Consider the following 20,374-nt stretch of genomic DNA (forward strand, 5'->3'; position numbering starts at 1 on the left):
GGCAATTAAGATTGCAATAATTGGTATTCCCATTGGCATATTGGCACATTGACAAATAATTTCATTATCGATTATGACAAAACTAGATTTTATCAAACAGTATCTTCCCCTCGCCCAAAAGGCGGCAGAGCGGTTCGGAATGAACCCGGTCATCATCCTGGCTCAATCCGCCATCGAGACCGGTTGGGGCAAAAGTGCGCTATGCAGAGAGCATAACAACTTTTTCGGCATCACCGCTTATGGCCGTCCCAACCCTTTCTGGGAAGGAGACCGTACCGACCTGTCTGCCAACGACGGCCGTCCGTGTCTGTGGTTCCGCAGTTACCTCACTCCGGAAGCCAGTTTTCTCGATTTCGCCCGTCTGATCCACTCGGCCTATCCTGTGGCCGCGACTCTCACCTTCCACCCTTCCGCCTACGCCAAAGAGATTGCTTACAGCAAATATATCAGCGAAGTGAACGGCGACAACCGTGCGGCTTACCAGCGCATGTTGGTGGCGGTCAGCCGGTCGATAGAGCGATTGAAGGTAAATTAATTTTCAATTCTCAATTTATAATTTTCAATTTCCATGAATGTCCTTGAAACAATACTCAACTTCCTCACCGGCCTTGCCCGGATCATCTTCCCCCGCAAGCGAAAACCGGCAGCCGGTGACTGCCCCTGTACTCATCCTCTGCCTGCTCCTCCTGAGCCTCCTCTCCCTCCTGATGAGGGAGACGGAAGTGACCCTGACCTGCATCGGGGCGATTCTCTCGCTCTCACCCAGGGGGACTGGGGAAGCCGCAGAGATGGGAAGAATAACCTCCCGCCCGGAGCCGACTGGCTCGGAATGTCAGGATATAGCCTGATGCTGATGGGCGGGGTCGGGTGTCTTTATAAATGGTTTATTGCGTAAGCGATATAAAAAGAGGGAGTGCACTGCCGATATGAGGAAGGTACTCCCTTCTTACATCTCTTACTTCAACAAATCGTTTTCCCCCAACGGAGTATAGGGGCCGTCTTTTACTTCAAACAACACAGAGCCGCTATCCAACACCTCCAATGTATGCCATTGATTAGCCGGAATATGTACACCAAAACTTCCTACCAAAGGATCCAACAGGGTCGACTCTGTTTCTTCTTTTTTATCATTATAAAACATCACCCGAATCTTCCCACGCAACAGCAAATAAGTCTCTGCCGTATGCGGATGGCGATGAATCGGTAAAATAGTCCCCGGCTCCAACGCATTCAGCAAACGCTGGGCTTTGGCATCCAAAGAATCATGAAAATTACAGTTCATACGCAAGCGGGGAGATTCCTGGGCTTGCTTCGTCACTTCATTTAATAAGGTTGAATTAATTAGTTGCATGACTTTTGTTTCAATATTTTTTCCAAACCATTTTATTCACGATTCCGGTATAGCTCTGGATCAGCTTGACTACCTTCACCGAAACATTCTCATCCACGTAGTTGGGAACGGGGATTCCCAAAGCGCCATCTTTATTCATCACGACAGCCACATCCACCGCCTGCAACACCTGTTCTGTTGTAATACCAGCTAAGATGAAATTTCCCTTATCCAATGCTTCCGGACGCTCCGTACTCGTACGGATACATACCGCAGGAATAGGATTGCCGACAGACAAGAAGAAACTGCTTTCCTCGGGAAGCGTACCCGAATCGGATACCACTGCAAAGGCATTCATCTGAAGATGATTGTAATCGTGAAACCCCAGTGGTTCATGCTGTATCACACGCGGATCGAATTTGAAACCACGTTGTTCTATGTATTTCCTGGAACGGGGATGGCAGGAATAAAGAATGGGCATGGCATATTTCTCTGCCATCGCATTTACCGCATTCATCAGGTTGAAGAAGTTTACTTCCGTATCGATATTCTCCTCCCTGTGGGCAGACAATAAGATATACTTTCCTTTCTTCAATCCCAGACGTTCCAGTACATCACTTGCTTTGATCTGTTCCAGGTTATTATGTAATACCTCTGCCATCGGCGAACCGACTACATAAGTACGTTCTCTCGGTGTACCGGCAGCATTCAGATACCGGCGCGCATGTTCCGAATAACACATATTGACATCGGCTGTCACATCCACGATACGGCGGTTGGTTTCTTCCGGCAGACATTCGTCGAAACAACGGTTACCCGCCTCCATATGAAAAATAGGAATATGCAAACGCTTTGCACCGATAACAGACAGGCAGGAGTTCGTATCTCCCAAGACAAGCACGGCATCAGGCTTCACCTCCGCCATCAGTTTATACGATTTGGCAATGATATTCCCAATCGTTTCTCCCAGATCCGCACCTACGGCGTCCAGATAATAGTTAGGAGCACGAAGTCCCAAATCATCAAAGAATACCTGGTTCAATGTATAATCGTAATTTTGTCCGGTATGGACTAAGATCTGATCGAAGTACTGATCGCATCGTTTAATAACAGCAGCCAAACGGATGATTTCCGGACGGGTACCGATGATGGTCATTAATTTCAGTTTATTCATTTCTCTTCAAATAGATTATGGAAGAGATTGATTTTCTTAGAATAATAAAGATAGAAGTTCCCTTAAATATTGCAAGTCCTGCCTGGTATCTCTTACCAAAGCTATATAGAGAAAATCCTCTTGTATAAAATAGTAGACTTTACTTTTTTTGTTGACAACTATAAAGCGGTATTGGTGGTTTTCATCAGATAAATCCGGATCGACTTTACCCATATATGGATTAAATGTCAATAGGTCGACTTGCTTTCTAATCATTTGCCATACTTTACGGGCAGAAGCATCCCCCGTTCTCAGTCTGATATAATAGAGTGTTTCAGCAAAACTTTTTTCAGCCGGAGATGTCCAAATTACATCCATCCCATCTCCTTCCCCAACCGTTCCATCACCTCTTCAGTAGAATGAAATTCACCACGCTTATGAGCTTTAACCGCATAATCGGCCGAAGCATCCAACATTTCCTTTAAAATAAGCGTTTCTGAATTTCCTTTTGAAGCCAATTCTTTAACATACTTATAAACTTCAGATAACTTTTCTTGATCCAAGTTTATAAGCTCTTTAAAAATATCGACTCTCAATGTATCTACACTAAAGGTATTCATATCGTTTTATATTTGTAGTTCCTTTTTACAAAAGTAGTAAATCATTTAGAATAATCATTCTCTCTTCTTTATTTAACATTTACACCTCTTCAAAATAAGTATCCGGCCGGGTTGGGTCGAAAGGTTCGTTGGCCCACATAAAAGTCACCAGTTCTTCCGTATCGGAAAGATTAATGATGTTATGCGTATAACCGGGAATCATTTCCACGACCTCTATCTTTTCCCCGCTGACCTCAAAATCGATTACTTCATCCGTTCCGATCTTACGAAGCCGGATCAAGCCATGACCGCTCACCACCACGAATTTCTCATTCTTGGTATGATGCCAGTGCTGACCTTTGGTTACACCCGGTTTGGAGATATTGACTGAAAACTGTCCCCGGTCAGGCGTACGGATAATCTCCGTAAAACTACCGCGATCATCTGTTTTCATCTGTACCGGATAGCTGAATTTCTCTTTCGGCAGATAAGACAGATAGGTCGAATACAACTTCTTCGTGAAAGGATCGCCCAAATCAGGTACACTTAAATTATCCGGCATTTCCTTAAAAGAATAAAGCAGGTCAACAATACCTCCCAACGTGATCGTATGAACCACAGGAACGGCACAAAAGTCTCCCTCGTGATGTTCCCCACCCGACAAAGCAGCAATCAGTTCATCCACTACATCATCCACATACACCAGGTTCATAACCACACTCGAATCATTCACCCGGATAGGCAGATCATTGGCTATATTGTTACAGAAAGTAGCGACAGCACTATTATAGTTTGGTCTGCACCATTTTCCGAACACATTCGGGAAACGATAAACCAGGACTTTTGCTCCGGTTTCTTTTGCATACTCGAATAATAAGTTCTCTCCCGCCCTCTTCGATTCACCATACGGATTATCCAAGGCCGCCTGCGTAGACGAAGAGATCATTACAGGACAAGTATTGTTATACTTTTTCAGCGTATCCAGCAAAATAGATGCAAAGCCAAAGTTACCTTTCATAAATTCCGATTGATCTTTCGGACGGTTCACACCCGCCAGGTTAAAGACGAAATCGGCATTCTTGCAATAGACATCCAACTCAGCCGTATCGCTGTCTATATCATATTCGAAAACCTTTAGTTCAGTTTCCGAAACAGGGTAATTCCGTGCTTTCCCCGACTGGATATTATGGAGTTGGGAAACAAGATTTCGACCGACGAATCCTTTAGCACCGGTAACTAATATATTCATTACATTAAAATTTTAAGTTTGGAGGCTTGACATGAAGCTAATTTATTCGCTTCTGATTTCTCTTGGTTTTGCCCGTTCAATCAGTCCTAGATCTTCCTGAATAAAACGTAAGCGGAGTAATAGTTTTTTCATGCCTTCCACATCCAGACGTGTGGTATTATGGCTATGATAATCTTCTATCTTAGACAGACATTCGCTGCCTTCGGTAAAAAACTTGTCATAATTCAGATCGCGTGTATCACAAGGAATGCGGTAATACTCTCCCATATCGATCGCTTTCGCCATCTCTTCACGTGTTACCAGTGTTTCATACAGTTTCTCTCCGTGACGCGTACCGATCACCTTCACTTCTGTATCCAGATACTTCGGATCGATCTGTGCGTATGTCTCTTTCAATGCCTGTGCCAGAACAGACAGAGTTGCTGCCGGAGCTTTCTGAACAAACAGGTCACCGTTATGACCATGTGTAAAGGCATAGATCACCAAATCGACTGCATCATCCAGAGTCATCATAAAGCGGGTCATTTCCGGATCGGTAACAGTGATCGGTTTCCCTTGTTCTATCTGTTCCACCCAAAGAGGGATCACTGAACCACGGCTTGCCATTACATTGCCGTAGCGGGTACAGCAGATCGTCGTCTGCGCCCCTTCGCCCAACTCACGCCCTTTTGCAATCGCCACCTTTTCCATCAACGCCTTGGAGATTCCCATCGCATTGATCGGATAAGCCGCTTTATCGGTCGAAAGGACGACTACATTTTTTACGCCATGTTCGATAGCGGAAAGCAACACATTTTCCGTTCCTTCTACATTTGTACGGGTAGCTTCCATTGGGAAGAACTCGCAACTGGGAACCTGCTTCAATGCAGCTGCACTAAACACATAATCCACACCGCGCATAGCAATATCTACCGATGTCTTGTTACGTACATTTCCGATATAGAATTTCACTTTAGGATTCTGCAAAGCGTGACGCATATCGTCTTGCTTCTTTTCATCCCGGCTAAAGATCCGGATCTCTTTGATATCGGAATCCAAGAAACGCCGGAGAACGGCATTACCGAAAGAGCCGGTGCCGCCGGTGATTAGGAGGGTTTTGTCTTTAAAAACTGACATAATATATTATTCTATTAAAATTTCAATTATTTCACTTCTGAATCGCCTTCTTGATCTCTTGTACAATATAAACCACATCCTCATCCGTCACACATGGTCCACTCGGCAAACAAAGTCCTTGTTTGAACAAAGATTCACTTACACCGTTCACATAACAAGGATTATTTTTATAAACGGGTTGCAAATGCATCGGTTTCCATAGCGGACGAGATTCGATACCGACAGCATCCAAAGCCATACGCATCGCCTCTACATTCTTGTTCGGCTCACAATCCGTATGCAAAGAAGAAGCTTCGTGTGTCACACCGGCAGCACCACCTACAGCTCCCTGAACTACCGCTTCATATGCATATTCTTCCCCATTCACATGTAAGTCAGGATCAAGTAAAATCGTATTCAGCCAATAGTTGCTATCGAACTGGGAAGAAGGATTTTCATGCAGTACAATTCCCTCTACTCCGGCAAGTAACTCTTTATAAAGCCGACAGACATGTTTATGATGAGTAATATGTTCATTCAGAACCATCATCTGTCCCCGTCCGATACCGGCACAGATATTCGACATGCGATAGTTATAACCAATTTCCTCATGTTGGTAATAAGGATACGACTCACGAGCCTGAGTAGCATAAAACATAATCTTCTTTTTCGTTTCTTCATCCGGGCAGATTAATGCACCACCTCCGGACGTAGTAATCATCTTGTTTCCATTGAAAGAGAGTACCCCATATCGTCCGAACGTACCGCACACCCTGCCATCATACCGGCTACCCAAGCCTTCAGCCGCGTCCTCAATAACTGGAATATCATATTTGTCAGCAACTGCCATGATCTCATTGATTTTAGCAGGCATTCCATAAAGATAAACCGGAACGATCGCTTTTGGTTTTTTACTTGTCACCGCCATCCGGTCAACAATTGCCTTTTCCAAAAACTCCGGATCCATATTCCAGGTAACCACCTCCGAATCAACAAACACCGGAGTAGCCCCCAAATAAGTTACAGGGTGCGAAGAAGCACAGAATGTAAAGCTTTGTACAATCACTTCATCACCTGGACTGACACCACAAGCCAATAATGCAAGATGTACAGCTGCCGTACCGGCAGAGAGGGTAACGACTTGTTTATTCTCACCTACAAATGTTTCCAATTCTCTTTCAAAAGCATTCACATTCGGGCCAAGCGGAACAACCCAATTGGTATCGAAGGCTTCTTTAATAAAAGTCTGTTCTTTGCCACTCATGTGGGCAAGGCAAAGGTAGATTCGTTTGTTCATTATGTTATATTATATTTTTTATGATCTTACATCTATTACCAATAGCCAAGACCCCATCCGGAATATTTTTAGCAACCACAGATCCTGCTCCAATCACAGACCATTTACCGATTTTAACCCCCGGTAAGACCGTTGTACCTGCTCCAATCCATGTTCCTTCTCCCACCTTTACATTTCCACAAAGCGTAGAATGCGGTGAGATATGTACATAGTCGCTTATAACACATTCATGGTCCACTGAAGCTCCAGTATTAATAATACAATGTTTTCCTATTCTAACATCTGCTTGAATGATTACCCCTTGCATAACTACCGTACCTTCGTCAATGGTAGCCGATGGCGAAACTATTGCAGAGGGGTGAATAGCCTTGCCAAAATCTACATCTAACTTCTCCACGACCTTTTTACGAATAGCATTCGAGCCGATACTTACAATGAAAGGTGACAAACCTGAATGGCAGTGCTTTACCAAATACCCCTGCAACTCATTCACATCTGAATTATCGTCTACTAACCCGTCAATCACCACATTTTGCGCATTCAAGATATCAATGATTACCTTAGCATGACCGCTTGCTCCAAATAAGTACATAGTTCGTTTAATTATTTCCTGTAAAAACCTCCATCGTAACAGAAGTCTCCGAAGAGATACCCTCACGTACAAATACCTTTTTCAGGGTAATAAATAGTATTTTCACATCCAACAGAAATGAACAATGATCCACATACCAAACATCAAGTTCAAACTTTTTTGTCCAACTAATTGCATTCCGTCCATTTACTTGAGCCCACCCTGTAATACCAGGACGAATATCGTGTCGACGAACTTGATCTTGACTATATAGTGGAAGATACTGAACCAATAACGGTCGAGGACCAATAAGTGCCATATCCCCTTTCAACACATTAATCAACTGTGGAAGTTCATCAATAGAGGTGGAGCGAACAAAACGCCCAACCTTGGTCAACCGTTCTGTATCAGGGAGCAAATTACCATCTACATCCCTCTCATCCGTCATAGTCTTAAACTTAATCACTTTAAAAATTTTCCCATCCTTACCCGGGCGTTCCTGAGTAAAAAGAGCTCCAGCACCTTTATTGGCTAAATATAGCCAAACCATAACCAACAATAAAACAGGCCAAATAAAAACTAAGACAGTAAATACTAAACAGAAATCTATCAACCTTTTAAAAAAGTTTTTATACATATCGATATTTATTTGTATATTTTCATTTAATTTAGGTAGCCATATATTCACCTAAATATGTCTCGTTGAGGGATGAAATGAAGTACATTTAAGTTTATATAAAAAAGATTAGAGTTATTGATATTTAGCTCCCTCAATCCCTATTCTATATTTTACCACAAATTTTATTAATTACAAGATCAACACCTTCTACGACTTTTGAAGTGTTCTCTATGAACTGAGCTTCGGTCCAAGAATGTATCTCTTGTAACCTTGCACGAACTTTGTTTACTTCTATATCCAGTCTAATTTTTTTTAAAGCTCCTCCAACATCGCCCTTGAATGAGCGTGAAAGAATAACCGACTGAGAACAAAGGCGAACATGTTCTCCAAGAATGTAATCGCAAGGTAACATACCCTCGCCTATGCGAGCAATGCCTCCAAAACCAAAAGGCATATTTGCTGCATTACATTTATTGGCCACGTACTCTACAAGTCCATCACTTAGCAATTCGAACATGAATGTTAATCCCATACTAATATGTAAATCATTCAGTCCAATAAAGATTTCATCCACACCTGGCACAGCTAGAATTTTGTCAATGCGAGCTAAAGCTTGCGCTGTTTCAATCATGATACAAACCTTTGCTCTACCAGCAACCATTTCAACATAGGCTTCAGCATCATGCTGATCAAGTACCATAGGTAGCATCAGAATGTCGGCACCATAACTGATAACCTTATCAATTTCTACTCTTGAATAAGCATGTATAGGATTTGTACGTACCAAAAGTTTTGATGTGATTAACACATTACGCACTGCGGGAATGTCATCGATGTTGTTATGTGAGATAACCGTATTTCTACCATGCTGCCGCTCCATTTTATTAATATATTCAAGGTCATAGAATATCCTATCTATACCCGCGGACTGAGCCTTTACAGCAGAATCAGGATCCGCTGCCAAAATCATTAAATTAAAACCCATATTATTTAAGAATTAAGGATTTGTATTCGATCCTTCACCGTTAATTCTATCATGCGCTGACGGTTAAAAAGCTTAGTTGCCCGTTCATAGCCAGCTCTAGCTAATTTTTCTCGCAAATAGCAGTTTTTAGCCAGTATTTTCATTTTCTCTGTCAACATATCACTTTCTCTGGCAGGAACCAACAAACCAGACACTCCTGCCTCTATAACTTCAGATGGACCAGGAATATCAGTAGTCAATATAGTTACACCCATAAACATAGCTTGTTGGATAACCATGCTAAAACCTTCTCGATAGCTTGGATGAACCAATACATCCATTGCTGCCATATATTTAAATACTTCGTTTGTGTAACCAGTAAAAACTATTTGCTGCGATGCTTTCGCTTGTTTCAGTAAGTTTTCATCAATACCATCAGCTTTATCCATCGGACCAATCATCAACAAGGCTATATTTGTGTCCCTGATAGCAATCTTCAAAAAAGCATCAAATAATTCATTTACACCTTTGTCTCTATCCATCCTCCCAACAAAACCAAACACTGTTTTACCTTTAAGACTAGGGTATTGCTCAAGCACAATAGAATTTAATTCGACTCTCTTTGTTATATCATATAGTCTTGAATCCACACCAATAGTGCCCCCATTGCCAATAATACTAGCCTTTTCTACTTTATAAAGGCCTTCATTTACAGCAAAGTCAAGATTTTTTTGGCTTGCAGAACGTATATGAGTAGACAATCTACAGATCAATTTTTCCAATTGTTTAAATAGCCATCTACTTTTGCCTTGAAAACCTACATATCTGATTCCCCACTGACAATAAACACGTTTCTTCACTCCTGCAAATGTAGCTGCCATTGAAGCGTACAAAGAAGCATTAGGAGTTGCATACTGCACATAGTCGAACTTTTCTTTCTTAAATAATTTGTAAAAAGCATAAGTCGACTTTACTATATCTAAAAGATTCACTCCCCTGCTCATAGGGATGTCTACACAGTGAAACACACCCTTATATTTCTCATAAAAAGCATCAGACATTGAACATGCCAATGTAATTTTCACATCCTCTTGTTGTTGTAACGCACACATTGCATCTACAACAAAAGAAGACATTGTCATATCAATGGTGCTTATTGCACAAACCTTCTTCATTTACCAAAGCACTTTTAATAATGAAATTCTTTTTGAAAGAACAATGATTGTCCATGAGAACAGAAGTGTCATTAACGGCAGCACAATCATTATTTGAAGCTGTGACATACTTTTAATCCAGTTACTATACCCTACTGATATACTCGGTATCGCAGAAAGAAAAATTCTTTGACTCAGAAATACCAACATACTCATGTTACGCATCCACAAGAATAGGTTATTGTATTTTACCTCAACTTTGGTTGCCCATAACAGCAAGAAATATATAGCAGGAGCAAGCATAAATACCATATCGGTCATAGTAGATAAATTACAAAACTTTACGACTGCACATTCTCCCACAACAAAAAAAGTAAAAAGCAAAACAAACAAAAGATTTGTTCTGGTTGACCAGGTATTCTGCTTTTTCGCAACAAGAAAACCTAATACCACAAAAGGCACACCATTGAATACTCCATTTCTAAACGTTCTAAACACCATCATATAACCATTATGAAATGCCTCTATAATATCGAAACTTTTTACAAAATTCACATACGACCCCATTAAGTTACCAAAGACAAATAATACAGAAGCTACAATCAAAACAGTTCTACAAGTTCTATTTTTCCAAAGCCAATAAGTTATACTAATGCCAATCCATAGTGCAGGTACAAACCATATTGTTGCATAGGTTGAATACACTAACCAACCATGAATTGAAGAAAGAATCTTATCAGATGTTACGCCATTTACTAACCACGAACATATTGTAAACGATATGTAAATAATTGACCACGCAAGATACATTTTGCCTAATCGTATAGAGTATTTCTTATAATAAACACTTTTTTCATTGCCAGGTAAAGTCTTTACCTTAGAGAAAAACAAATAACCACTGCAAGCAAAGCAAAATGGTACACCAAAATTATATAGCGAAAACACATAGTGCCACATACCTGTAAGGTGTGCATGTTCATTCGCTGTATGCGAAAGCATAATTAAGCCTATCAGCAAAAACTTCAGCACATCAAGTAACGCGTATTGTTTTCTTTCTACCATAATTACAATTTTATAATGTTTATCAAGGGTTCACCTGCTTCAAATTTTTGAATATTACCAACAACTAAATTCAACAGTTTTTTATCAATTTCCTTTGAAATTGCAGTTACTCCAGGAAGAATCTTCACATTAGGCAAGCGACGATATCTATTGGACCAAGGCAATGGCAAGTATTCAAACATATCAAGTATTGCAGATGCTCTCTTGTTAAATTTCAAGAACGCAATAAAGTCATTGTCATCAATTACAATCTTTCTTCCCACATTCACAAAGCATATTGTTGGCTTTACATGCGCCCAAAAAGAAGCATCAATAAGCCCCTGCGTATCTTCCGTGTTGGGAAGTGTGCTTACAATATAATCGCATTGGTTACAAAAAGAAGTAAGTCTCTCTCTGTGATATATTTCACTGAAATACTGTGCTGTTGTTGTAGAATTAGCATAACCAATAATATTCATATTAAAACCGACCAAACGCTTGGCTATAGCTTTACCTATATTGCCAACCCCCATAATACCCACAGTCTTACCACTTAGTTCTGTAAAAAACTTATAGCCACGCAATAGCTTTGGCCTTGAAGAACCCGGCATTATATCATAGCGTTTTGCATGCATTAAGATAGCATATACCACAAACTCTGCCATACCATCACTGTAAATGTTGTGAGCATTGGCTAACTGTACACCTCTTGAAGCAAACAACTTGGGATAAAGTCCATCCATACCAACGCTCAGAAGCTGAACATATCTCAATGCTGGCAAATATGTTGCTTGTACAACCTGTAACAAAGCTCTACTGCCAATTACGACTTTTATCTCCCTGGAACCTGAATAATTCATCAAAGAATGTGTATTTACCAAGCAGATATCTGCATTGATTAGCCCCTTTCCTGTGAGTTGGTCCACAAGCTTTTTATTGTCACAAAGTATCATTATTCTTTAGACAACACATTATACATTTTTTTTTCTACCTCCCTAGCATTATGATACTTATAACCACAGTCAAATGCCTTCTTAGCATACACCTTGATTATTGAAGGATTCGAAATTATAGTTATTAATTTATCCTCTATTTCAGAGTAAGATGTACATACTAATGCTGCATCTTTTTCTTTCAAATACTCTATCGGAGCAATATCATCACCACCAATAGCGAATATACACTTACCACTCATAAAATAATCGGTAATTTTTGTCGAGAACGACAGACGAGCCAAATAGCGATAGTTATCTTCCAACGATTCAACAAATGTCACCATATCAGCAGCTACAAGCACTTTTTGTAGTTCGGTATAAGGAACAGGCTTGTGAAGCACACTACTATTATGAATATTCAGCATGGCATCAAGTTGGGGGGTAATAACGTCGGGTGTATAGATATGCAGTATAGCCTTTACCCCATCTTTGTTAATATTTTTCAGAGCACTTGCTATGGCACTCAATGATTTATATCTTCCATAAATCATTTTGCCAGCATACACAATCTGAATGGGCTTGTTTGGATCTTTAAAATCAGGAATTGGAATTGCATCATAGTCTATTCCTTTAGTGAGTAAGATAGAATGTATTCCAAATTCCGCATCATACTCCTTTTGCATCTTAGGCACCATAACAAATACATCACGACATTTCTTTATCACACTGCGTATGCTCTTACGTAGGAAATAGCGGTGAACCTTAAATAAGAATGAACCATCACCCGATTTATATGAATAGTTGTCATCACCAAAGAAAGCAACACCTTTTAATTCCGTTCTTTTTAACACATAAGCTTGAAGCTGGTTCATATATATCAAAGGATATATAGGACAGAATACAACATCCCAATTACCATCAGCCAAGTACTGCTTTAGTTCTTTTGTCTTCCACGAGCCAAGCCACCAAATAAACTCACGAAACAGAGTGAGAAGCCATGATTGGCTTCTGTGTATCATCTGTTTGTTTTTCTCTTCAGCTTCAATTTGTGCCTTTTGACTCTGTGTCAAATCACCCACCACAGTATAAACTCTTTCACCGGCCTTAGAGAAAGGCTTGAAAACACGTTTTACCACAGCAATCTCTGGTATACGGAAAAAATCATCACATACTCGAGTTTGAGGCATATCAGACCTTGTATATATTTGCGATAGCTTAGCCTTGTTCCAGTTTTTGAACAGATTGAGTAAAGTGTTTACACCCCCTTTATCTTTCCAAGCATTAATACTTACAACAAGAGTGGCTGGATATTTCTTTTTTTGTTCCATTATTACATTCTTTTCAGAACAGCAATCAAACCTTTCAACCCTATCAAACTAATTATCCACCTGAAAAGAACAACACGTCTGTTTCGACCAACATATAGCAAATATTTATGTTTTTTCAGTAACGGGTAATAAATCGAATTGTTACTCAGCTTAGAGAAAGTTATTATTGTATTACAGTAAATCTTTGACAAACTTTGCCGAATAACCTCGCAATTGCGATTTGCAGGCTCTTCTCTTATAATATTATCCCATTTGTCTATAATCCAAAGCATATCCACCAATGGCTTAGAGGAGGTATTTCTTGTTACAGAACCTGCACGCTGACGATACCCATACAAAGGTTCGTCTATTAGGGAGATAGTCTTGGCGTGATATGCTACTTGGTAGCCCCAGTCATTATCTTCTCCAACTATGCCAATTTGAAATTTTATATTGTTGTTAAGCAACAGAGAACGTTTCACAACTTTACACCAAGCAGCGTTATAAAATGCATCCTTATTTGTCAACTGTATTCCTACCTCAGCATAATCGTTTGAAGGTACCGATAATTGATAATTAAATGTACATTCTTCTATATGCCCATCACTTTCAAACCATTTTATAAATTTGAAAGCAACAATATCATTGTGCGATTTAGTAATACAGTTTTCTATCTTCTCCAACATCTGTTCATCTATAAGATAGTCATCACTATCCATAAAATAGATATATTCACCTATTGCAATATCAAGCCCTACATTACGAGCAGTAGATTGTCCACCATTGAGCTTATGTATTACATGTACACAGGCATTAGAGTCTACATACTCATCACAAATCTTTGGAGAATTATCAGTAGAACCATCATCTACAAGAATTATCTCATAATTCTTGTAGGTTTGCGATAATATACTTTCAATACATGGGCGTAAATATTTACTCACATTATATACAGGTAATATTATACTAAACAACGGATTTTTCATATTTATTATACTTCTTTTCGGGAATGATTCGTATTGGATTACCAACTAAAATACATCCTCTATTCCATGAGAAATTACACTCTTATAATTTTTCACTTCTCCTGATATATCTACACTACATATAAACATTATCAATTTTTCAAATAATCTACCTAATAGATCAAATGATGGGTGTAACACCATTGATAAGAATCTAATAACTTTATTATTATACTTTATAAAAATGAATTATATATATCCAAATACTTACTTAAACTTACCATTGGAGCAAAGTTCGATCTTACATAATCAATACTAGTTTGTATATATGCCTCTTTACCAGTCTGCCCAATTATTGTTAACGCATCAAGGATAGCCTGAACATCATGAGAAGGCACTTTTATACCGACATCTCCCACCACCTCACCACATGCAGTTGAATCGAACACCACCGTTGGCGTACCACAGGCCATTGCTTCGGCTATTACTTTTCCAAAGGTATCTTCTATTGAAAAGTTTACATATGCAAAGGCGATAGAATAAAGTTTTGAGAGTTCTAAAGCACCATTAACATAAGGGATATAAGTCATGTTTGCAGGTAAAGTCCTACTAGTTTCAAGATTTCCAATAATTAAAATCTGATATTCTTCTGGTAAAATTGCAACCAACCTTAATGCATCATTCAATTTTGTAGTTCCTGTATCAGACCACAATGCACTTACGCTCACTAAATACTTTTTATTAGGATCAAGATTATACTTTACAAATGTTGTTTTATCATATCTATATTGGAATATATCTGTATTAATCCAATTATAAATGGTTGATATCTCATATTTCTTTAAGAATGAATGTTTTACAGTTTTATTCAGCCAACTAGAAACTGTCACTATTTTCAGCTTATCTTTATCAATGGAAGTAAAGGCATCCCTCTTTTTATTATAAACAGTATTCAGTCGCTTAGCTTTACCAAATGGCAACCAGGACCTGTAACTGGAGCATGGATAGTTACATTCTTTTTGAAACTTAAAGCATCCATATCTTGTAAAATGTGAGCATCCACCTGTGAAACTCCAGCAGTCGTGTAAAGTCCAAATCACCTTCAATTTTTTTTGTTTCAAATAATTGAAAAGCCATGGAAAATATAGCGTATTTCCATGTATATTGTGAATATGAACAATATCAGGAGATATCTTGTCTATAATGGCGATAAGTTGTATTGTAGAACGATATCCAAACAAGCCTTGCATGCCTGTAAGGCGTGCAAAAATAGCATATAGCTTCTGCTCTATAGTACTGCCAAACTTTATTCCGTGGGCATATTTAGTACCATTATGAGCAAAAGCTACATAAGCTTCGTGGCCAGCTATTCGGGTATACTCTGCAATCTCCACAGCAATATTGCCGGTACTACCATACCCACATACCGTATTTATGTGAAGTATCTTCATACATGAAACTTTCTCAAATTCAATCAATATCTGTTAAGATTCTTTGATACGCTTCAGGGTAAGCGGCTTTCAAATCAGCCATTACTATTGCGTTTTTGTTTTGTAAGATGGCTTCTTGAGCCATAAAAATCTCCTGGGAGCCTTTAGATACTGTAAATATTTTATGATACTTACGTGTCTTTATAATCCTTGTTCTATTTGCTGCACACATAAACATATACCATAAATCATCATTTTTATATGCATATTTACGAAATAAGTCTTCATTTGTAGCATCCTTATAAAACGCTTTGTATGGTATTAAACAACCACCACCAGGTGATGGGTTCAAGCTATATGATGGAGTATTGATACCAACATCTGATATAGTATCCCATCTACCAGGATTATCAATCTTACTCGGTGCATTGTTTATTGCCTGCGCTCGCTCACATACCAATACATTTGGATATTTCTCATGGGTTTTCATTAAACGTTCAATACATTTAACCGGATATATTATATCATCGTCAAAAGTTATTATAACCTGATTGGGTTTCTGATTAAGAACCGGATAGAAGTATTTTTTATGTCCGTACATATCATGGCACCAGCATATTTCCACTCCATATTTCTGTAAGTTCAATAAGGTTTGGGGTAGATCTCTATTGGGGAATTGTTCTTCAGCTAAATACAGAAGTATTTTGTCGGGCTTGTAAGACTGTAAAAGAAGAGATTTCAATGCCCAATGTACCAAATGAATCCTCCCAGGAAATGATGTCATTGAACATATTACCTCTATGTCTCTATTATCCAAATTTAAGGGATTCTTTGGCACTGTTTCATTTTTAATAGAAATGATTTCCAATTTTTGAATCAATTCATACCAAAAACCTGTTAAATGTGGAATATAAAGGCTTTGACTTTCATAAATTTTTAGTCTTTCTGTTATTTCTCTAAATTTCATTTATACAAATGTATGTTTTATGAATTTCGATACTACTTATTATTGGGGAAAATATATAAAACTAATTTATAAAGTATTAAGTGGAAATCTGAAATATTTATACATCTTAAAATATAATAGTTCCCTAGAATATTGTTGATGGTAAAATTGTAAAACCACCACCAATGTAATTATCACAAATATAACTATTAAAATCATACATGACATTATTTTTTAGTAATCAAAAAGGCTTATGGACAATTACAGCTAATTCTATAAGATGAAATAAATACTATAAATGGAAACATAATTTATAAAAACTATACTAAGAACTAAGTCCAATATACGATAAGCAATAAGAAGAACAAAACATCTATAGTCCTGTTACCATTTTTCATCTTTTGATTAGTTTGTGTATGATTCCTACAAACAGAGCCTTCTCTTCCCTATTGTATGCAAGGGACCATAATATAGTTACATAAACAACAAAAACAAGAATTCCCTTTATCACCAAATGTAACCAACCTGTAGAAACATAAACCATTGAAATAAATATACAAATCACTAATGCGATGACTTGAGGAAGCATCATCTTAAAATAGCAATTACGTATAAAACCTGAAATGGCAATATTCAATTGATACTTGTACTGAAATAAATTAACTATACTTCTAAACATGTATGCAACCGAAATTCCCACACAGGCACCCACAACTCCCCAATTGCGTGACAACATAAATACTAATCCCACGCTAATTAATGCTTTACCAATATTTACATAAGTGAGGTATTTAACTTTATTTGTCATTACCATTGTTTCTTTTCCTATTTGTTGAGATAAATAGAACAAAGCAGGGAATATCAATAACACTGCACCATAGTACACATCTATATAATTGGCACCTAACCAAAGTGTAATAAATTCTTTGCCAATTACAACAAATCCCACAAATATAAGACCAATAACATTTAATTGGAAACGACCAACTTTTATCATAAGATCCTCTATTTTTGAGATATCCTTATCTCTGTATGCCAATCGGGCTACTTTCGGTATAAACAATCCATCTATTGCACTAGCAAAAGTGTAAGTATAACCTTCCAGGGCTGCCGCAAAGCTAAACAAAGTTATTTGTATTGTTCCTGCACTTATACCAAGAATTGACGGAGTAAAATTAATTATCAATCTGGCCATAATAGTATTAACAAGAACCCAAATAGAAAAACCAAATATTTCTTTTATAAGAGAAAATTCAAAGTAACTAAAATTTGCGCTAACAGGTGTTGTCTTCTTTATTATTACAAATTTCACAAGAAGAAATAATAAATTACCAATAGCATTTATTGTAACAAGAGCATATAATCCATATCCAAAAAGTAACACAAAAACAATAAGAATCACAACTACTATCTTGTGAATTAAATCACACAATTTCATCTCTATAAATTTCTCATAAGATGTCATTAAACCATTAAGTGTTGCTGACAATGGGAATGACAATACCGTAAATGTTGCTACTATAAGATAAACAATCTTGAATTTATTTAATTCCTCTGATGTTAACGACAAATATATGTCATCTATATAAAAATAAACAATTATAAGTATAATGCTAATTAGTGAAGCAATACCAAGAAAAAGTTTGTAGATTACACCTAACAGATTATTAACCTTGTCTTGTGAATCTTCGGCTAAATATTTAGAAACAAATCTAGACACAGCGGCACCAATGCCTAAATCCAGCATAAAAATATTTATCAAAGAACAGGAAAGAGCATATAATCCATAGTCTCCACTCCCTATTTGCCTTAGCATCCATGGTGAATAGATAAGGGCAGAAACAATATTTATGGTTATCGCCAAATATGAAAATATTGCCCCTAACTTTAATTGTCGATTTAAATTTATTGGTCTACCCATATTGAATGTTATAGTTTACATTCAACAATAGATGTACAACAATCATAAACTTCCGATTCGGGAGGAAATTGCATGTAATTCCCATATCTCTTACGCAGAAATTCGTCATAATTCCTAGGAATAAAAAACATATACCCTTCAAAATCGTGTTCAATAAGATCCTCAAAAGTATTACGAGGAATAGGATATACTCCGTTATTAGGATGAGCTACTTTATATACAAATTTAGTATTATAGTTTTCAAATACACGCATAGCGCAATCACGACATTTATTGATAAACTTATAAGGCAACCAAGAGAAAGGTGTATAACAGAATTGTTTAATTCTGTTTGGATGAGATCTGCCAGTTTTGATATGATGTACACAAGCCCAGAATGAAGCAAGTACAACCTGAGTTTTTAAAAATAAGGGATTTATATTATCAATAGGATGAACATCTATAAAAACACCGTGATGGAGGGGTAAATTTGCCAGCTCTTTTTCTACAAACACAGTTTCCTCATGACGCATCTTACCCCAATTGTTAGGATATTTAGGTTCAGAAAAATAGTTACTGAAGAAAAATTTTTCCGATGGATGCTTTGCACAGTATTCCAAAAATTTTTGATAGTCTTTTCTTGGCATGCATATGTCAATATCGTGATCCCAAGGGATAAAACCATTATGGCGTACAGCTCCAATAACAGAGCCTCCATATAATGAATATTTAAATCCTTGTTCTCTACAAATTCTATCTATTTCTATGGCTATCTCAAGCTGACGCTGATGAAGCACCTTCATGTCATAACCACACACTTTGTACTTACTCATATTATCTTTTGTTATATTTCTTTTTTAATCTGGATAGAAACTCTCCATGCACTAAATACATCATAAGCAAATGTACTCTTCGGTAGAAGGCTTTATAAGGATGACCTATGGCAAAAAAGCCATCCCTTTTTGCCATATAATCAAAATCTTCTATCACATACTTGGGGTGTTTCAAGGGAAAGCTTATTTCATTAGCTTTCATTCCAAAGATTCTCTGCTCTTCCTTTGTTAAATATTTTGCATTCACCTGAGAATGAGTAGAGTCCGCTGTATTTCCACAATTAGTAACCATATTTACTTTAGGAATTATCGCATATTGGTTATTCATAAGGGCTCCAAAACACAAAATACTTTCCCAATATGGAATTCCTGTGCTTTCACGCTGCAACGCAACCTTGTAAACATCATCAAAATGTTTCCCTATTTTCTTTTTTATATTCTTTAAAGCACACTCATTATGAAGAAAGTCATAATTCTCTTCTAAGTTTGAAACAACTCGTCTCCAACTGGCCCAACAATTACTTCCAAAAATAGAAAATAAATAATCGCTATCATATGAAGAGCAGTCTACCAAGTTCATTCCACAAATATGGCTAATTCTGTAATCGTTCTCATATTTATCTAACAACTCCTTACAAAAAGGGAAATAACTCTTAGTTGGCACCTGGTCATCTTCTAATATTATGCATTTCTCTACCAATGTAAAAGCCCAACGATGCGAATAAAAAGTACTGGGGTCACAACCATAGTTTACATCATTATATTTTTTATAAACAGTGCACTCCCAATCTATATCTTCAGCTATTGCTCTACACCTTGTAATCCCCTCAATATCACTTTGGTTGTTTTCTCTTGCACCATCTTGCCATAACAACAAAGTACTTGGCTTCACTTGTTTTATGATATCAAACACCCGCTTGAATGTATCATCACGCTTAAAAAAGATAAGTAAAACGGGAACGTCAATTAAATAGCCTTTCATTAGG

At 37.8% G+C, this 20,374-nt stretch carries 22 protein-coding genes; 2 read left to right on the forward strand and 20 right to left on the reverse strand.

Annotated elements, in window-relative coordinates; all coding sequences use genetic code 11:
- Window positions 1-73 precede the first annotated feature (73 nt).
- A complete protein-coding gene (locus tag DWX23_RS02410) occupies window positions 74-535 on the forward strand; it encodes a glucosaminidase domain-containing protein (protein ID WP_122373260.1) in 462 nt (153 codons plus the stop codon).
- Between the two features lie 33 nt (window positions 536-568).
- Window positions 569-895, forward strand: coding sequence for a hypothetical protein (locus tag DWX23_RS02415; protein ID WP_122373261.1), 327 nt, complete (start codon window positions 569-571; stop codon window positions 893-895).
- Between the two features lie 60 nt (window positions 896-955).
- Here DWX23_RS02415 and DWX23_RS02420 read toward each other — a convergent pair whose 3' ends face one another.
- From DWX23_RS02420 to DWX23_RS02515, 20 genes are all read right to left on the reverse strand, one after another.
- Complete coding sequence (locus DWX23_RS02420; RefSeq protein ID WP_122373262.1) at window positions 956-1,351, reverse strand: WbuC family cupin fold metalloprotein; 396 nt, start codon at window positions 1,349-1,351, stop codon at window positions 956-958.
- Window positions 1,352-1,361: 10 nt separating this feature from the next.
- Window positions 1,362-2,504 carry a non-hydrolyzing UDP-N-acetylglucosamine 2-epimerase gene (gene wecB / locus DWX23_RS02425; protein ID WP_122373263.1) on the reverse strand — a complete coding sequence of 381 codons (1,143 nt, stop codon included), beginning with the start codon at window positions 2,502-2,504 and terminating at the stop codon, window positions 1,362-1,364.
- A gap of 36 nt (window positions 2,505-2,540) precedes the next feature.
- A complete protein-coding gene (locus tag DWX23_RS02430) occupies window positions 2,541-2,861 on the reverse strand; it encodes a type II toxin-antitoxin system RelE/ParE family toxin (protein WP_122373264.1) in 321 nt (106 codons plus the stop codon).
- Window positions 2,852-3,103 carry a hypothetical protein gene (locus DWX23_RS02435; RefSeq protein ID WP_122373265.1) on the reverse strand — a complete coding sequence of 84 codons (252 nt, stop codon included), beginning with the start codon at window positions 3,101-3,103 and terminating at the stop codon, window positions 2,852-2,854. Before DWX23_RS02435 ends, DWX23_RS02430 begins: the two co-directional genes overlap by 10 nt.
- 79 nt (window positions 3,104-3,182) lie before the next feature.
- Entirely contained in the window at window positions 3,183-4,331 is a 1,149-nt protein-coding gene (locus DWX23_RS02440; RefSeq protein ID WP_122373266.1) for a capsular polysaccharide biosynthesis protein CapF, read from the reverse strand.
- Window positions 4,332-4,373: 42 nt separating this feature from the next.
- Entirely contained in the window at window positions 4,374-5,447 is a 1,074-nt protein-coding gene (locus tag DWX23_RS02445) for a polysaccharide biosynthesis protein (protein ID WP_122373267.1), read from the reverse strand.
- Between the two features lie 31 nt (window positions 5,448-5,478).
- On the reverse strand, window positions 5,479-6,723 hold the full coding sequence (locus DWX23_RS02450) for a DegT/DnrJ/EryC1/StrS aminotransferase family protein (RefSeq protein ID WP_122373268.1): 1,245 nt from the start codon (window positions 6,721-6,723) through the stop codon (window positions 5,479-5,481).
- A 4-nt stretch (window positions 6,724-6,727) separates the two neighbouring features.
- Window positions 6,728-7,315, reverse strand: coding sequence for an acetyltransferase (locus tag DWX23_RS02455; RefSeq protein WP_122373269.1), 588 nt, complete (start codon window positions 7,313-7,315; stop codon window positions 6,728-6,730).
- A 7-nt stretch (window positions 7,316-7,322) separates the two neighbouring features.
- A complete protein-coding gene (locus DWX23_RS02460; RefSeq protein WP_122373270.1) occupies window positions 7,323-7,931 on the reverse strand; it encodes a sugar transferase in 609 nt (202 codons plus the stop codon).
- 145 nt (window positions 7,932-8,076) lie between these two features.
- Window positions 8,077-8,898 carry an aldolase/citrate lyase family protein gene (locus DWX23_RS02465; RefSeq protein WP_122373271.1) on the reverse strand — a complete coding sequence of 274 codons (822 nt, stop codon included), beginning with the start codon at window positions 8,896-8,898 and terminating at the stop codon, window positions 8,077-8,079.
- Between the two features lie 5 nt (window positions 8,899-8,903).
- Entirely contained in the window at window positions 8,904-10,052 is a 1,149-nt protein-coding gene (locus DWX23_RS02470; RefSeq protein ID WP_122373272.1) for a glycosyltransferase family 4 protein, read from the reverse strand.
- Entirely contained in the window at window positions 10,053-11,093 is a 1,041-nt protein-coding gene (locus DWX23_RS02475) for an acyltransferase family protein (protein WP_122373273.1), read from the reverse strand.
- Between the two features lie 2 nt (window positions 11,094-11,095).
- A complete protein-coding gene (locus DWX23_RS02480; protein WP_122373274.1) occupies window positions 11,096-12,025 on the reverse strand; it encodes an NAD(P)-dependent oxidoreductase in 930 nt (309 codons plus the stop codon).
- Window positions 12,025-13,335: a hypothetical protein gene (locus DWX23_RS02485; RefSeq protein ID WP_122373275.1), complete on the reverse strand. Its 1,311-nt coding sequence runs from the start codon at window positions 13,333-13,335 to the stop codon at window positions 12,025-12,027. The genes DWX23_RS02480 and DWX23_RS02485 overlap by 1 nt, the downstream gene beginning before the upstream one ends.
- Before the next feature lie 2 nt (window positions 13,336-13,337).
- A complete protein-coding gene (locus DWX23_RS02490) occupies window positions 13,338-14,300 on the reverse strand; it encodes a glycosyltransferase (protein ID WP_122373276.1) in 963 nt (320 codons plus the stop codon).
- A gap of 215 nt (window positions 14,301-14,515) precedes the next feature.
- Window positions 14,516-15,730, reverse strand: a complete 1,215-nt coding sequence (locus DWX23_RS02495) for a glycosyltransferase (protein WP_147382513.1) — start codon at window positions 15,728-15,730, stop codon at window positions 14,516-14,518.
- A gap of 19 nt (window positions 15,731-15,749) precedes the next feature.
- Window positions 15,750-16,676, reverse strand: a complete 927-nt coding sequence (locus tag DWX23_RS02500) for a hypothetical protein (RefSeq protein ID WP_122373278.1) — start codon at window positions 16,674-16,676, stop codon at window positions 15,750-15,752.
- Between the two features lie 373 nt (window positions 16,677-17,049).
- On the reverse strand, window positions 17,050-18,576 hold the full coding sequence (locus tag DWX23_RS02505; RefSeq protein ID WP_122373279.1) for an oligosaccharide flippase family protein: 1,527 nt from the start codon (window positions 18,574-18,576) through the stop codon (window positions 17,050-17,052).
- An 8-nt stretch (window positions 18,577-18,584) separates the two neighbouring features.
- Entirely contained in the window at window positions 18,585-19,388 is an 804-nt protein-coding gene (locus DWX23_RS02510; protein WP_122373280.1) for a phosphorylcholine transferase LicD, read from the reverse strand.
- 1 nt (window position 19,389) lies between these two features.
- Entirely contained in the window at window positions 19,390-20,370 is a 981-nt protein-coding gene (locus DWX23_RS02515) for a hypothetical protein (protein WP_122373281.1), read from the reverse strand.
- Window positions 20,371-20,374: the final 4 nt, after the last annotated feature.

The organism is Parabacteroides sp. AF18-52 (assembly GCF_003479145.1).
Classification (GTDB): domain Bacteria; phylum Bacteroidota; class Bacteroidia; order Bacteroidales; family Tannerellaceae; genus Parabacteroides; species Parabacteroides faecis.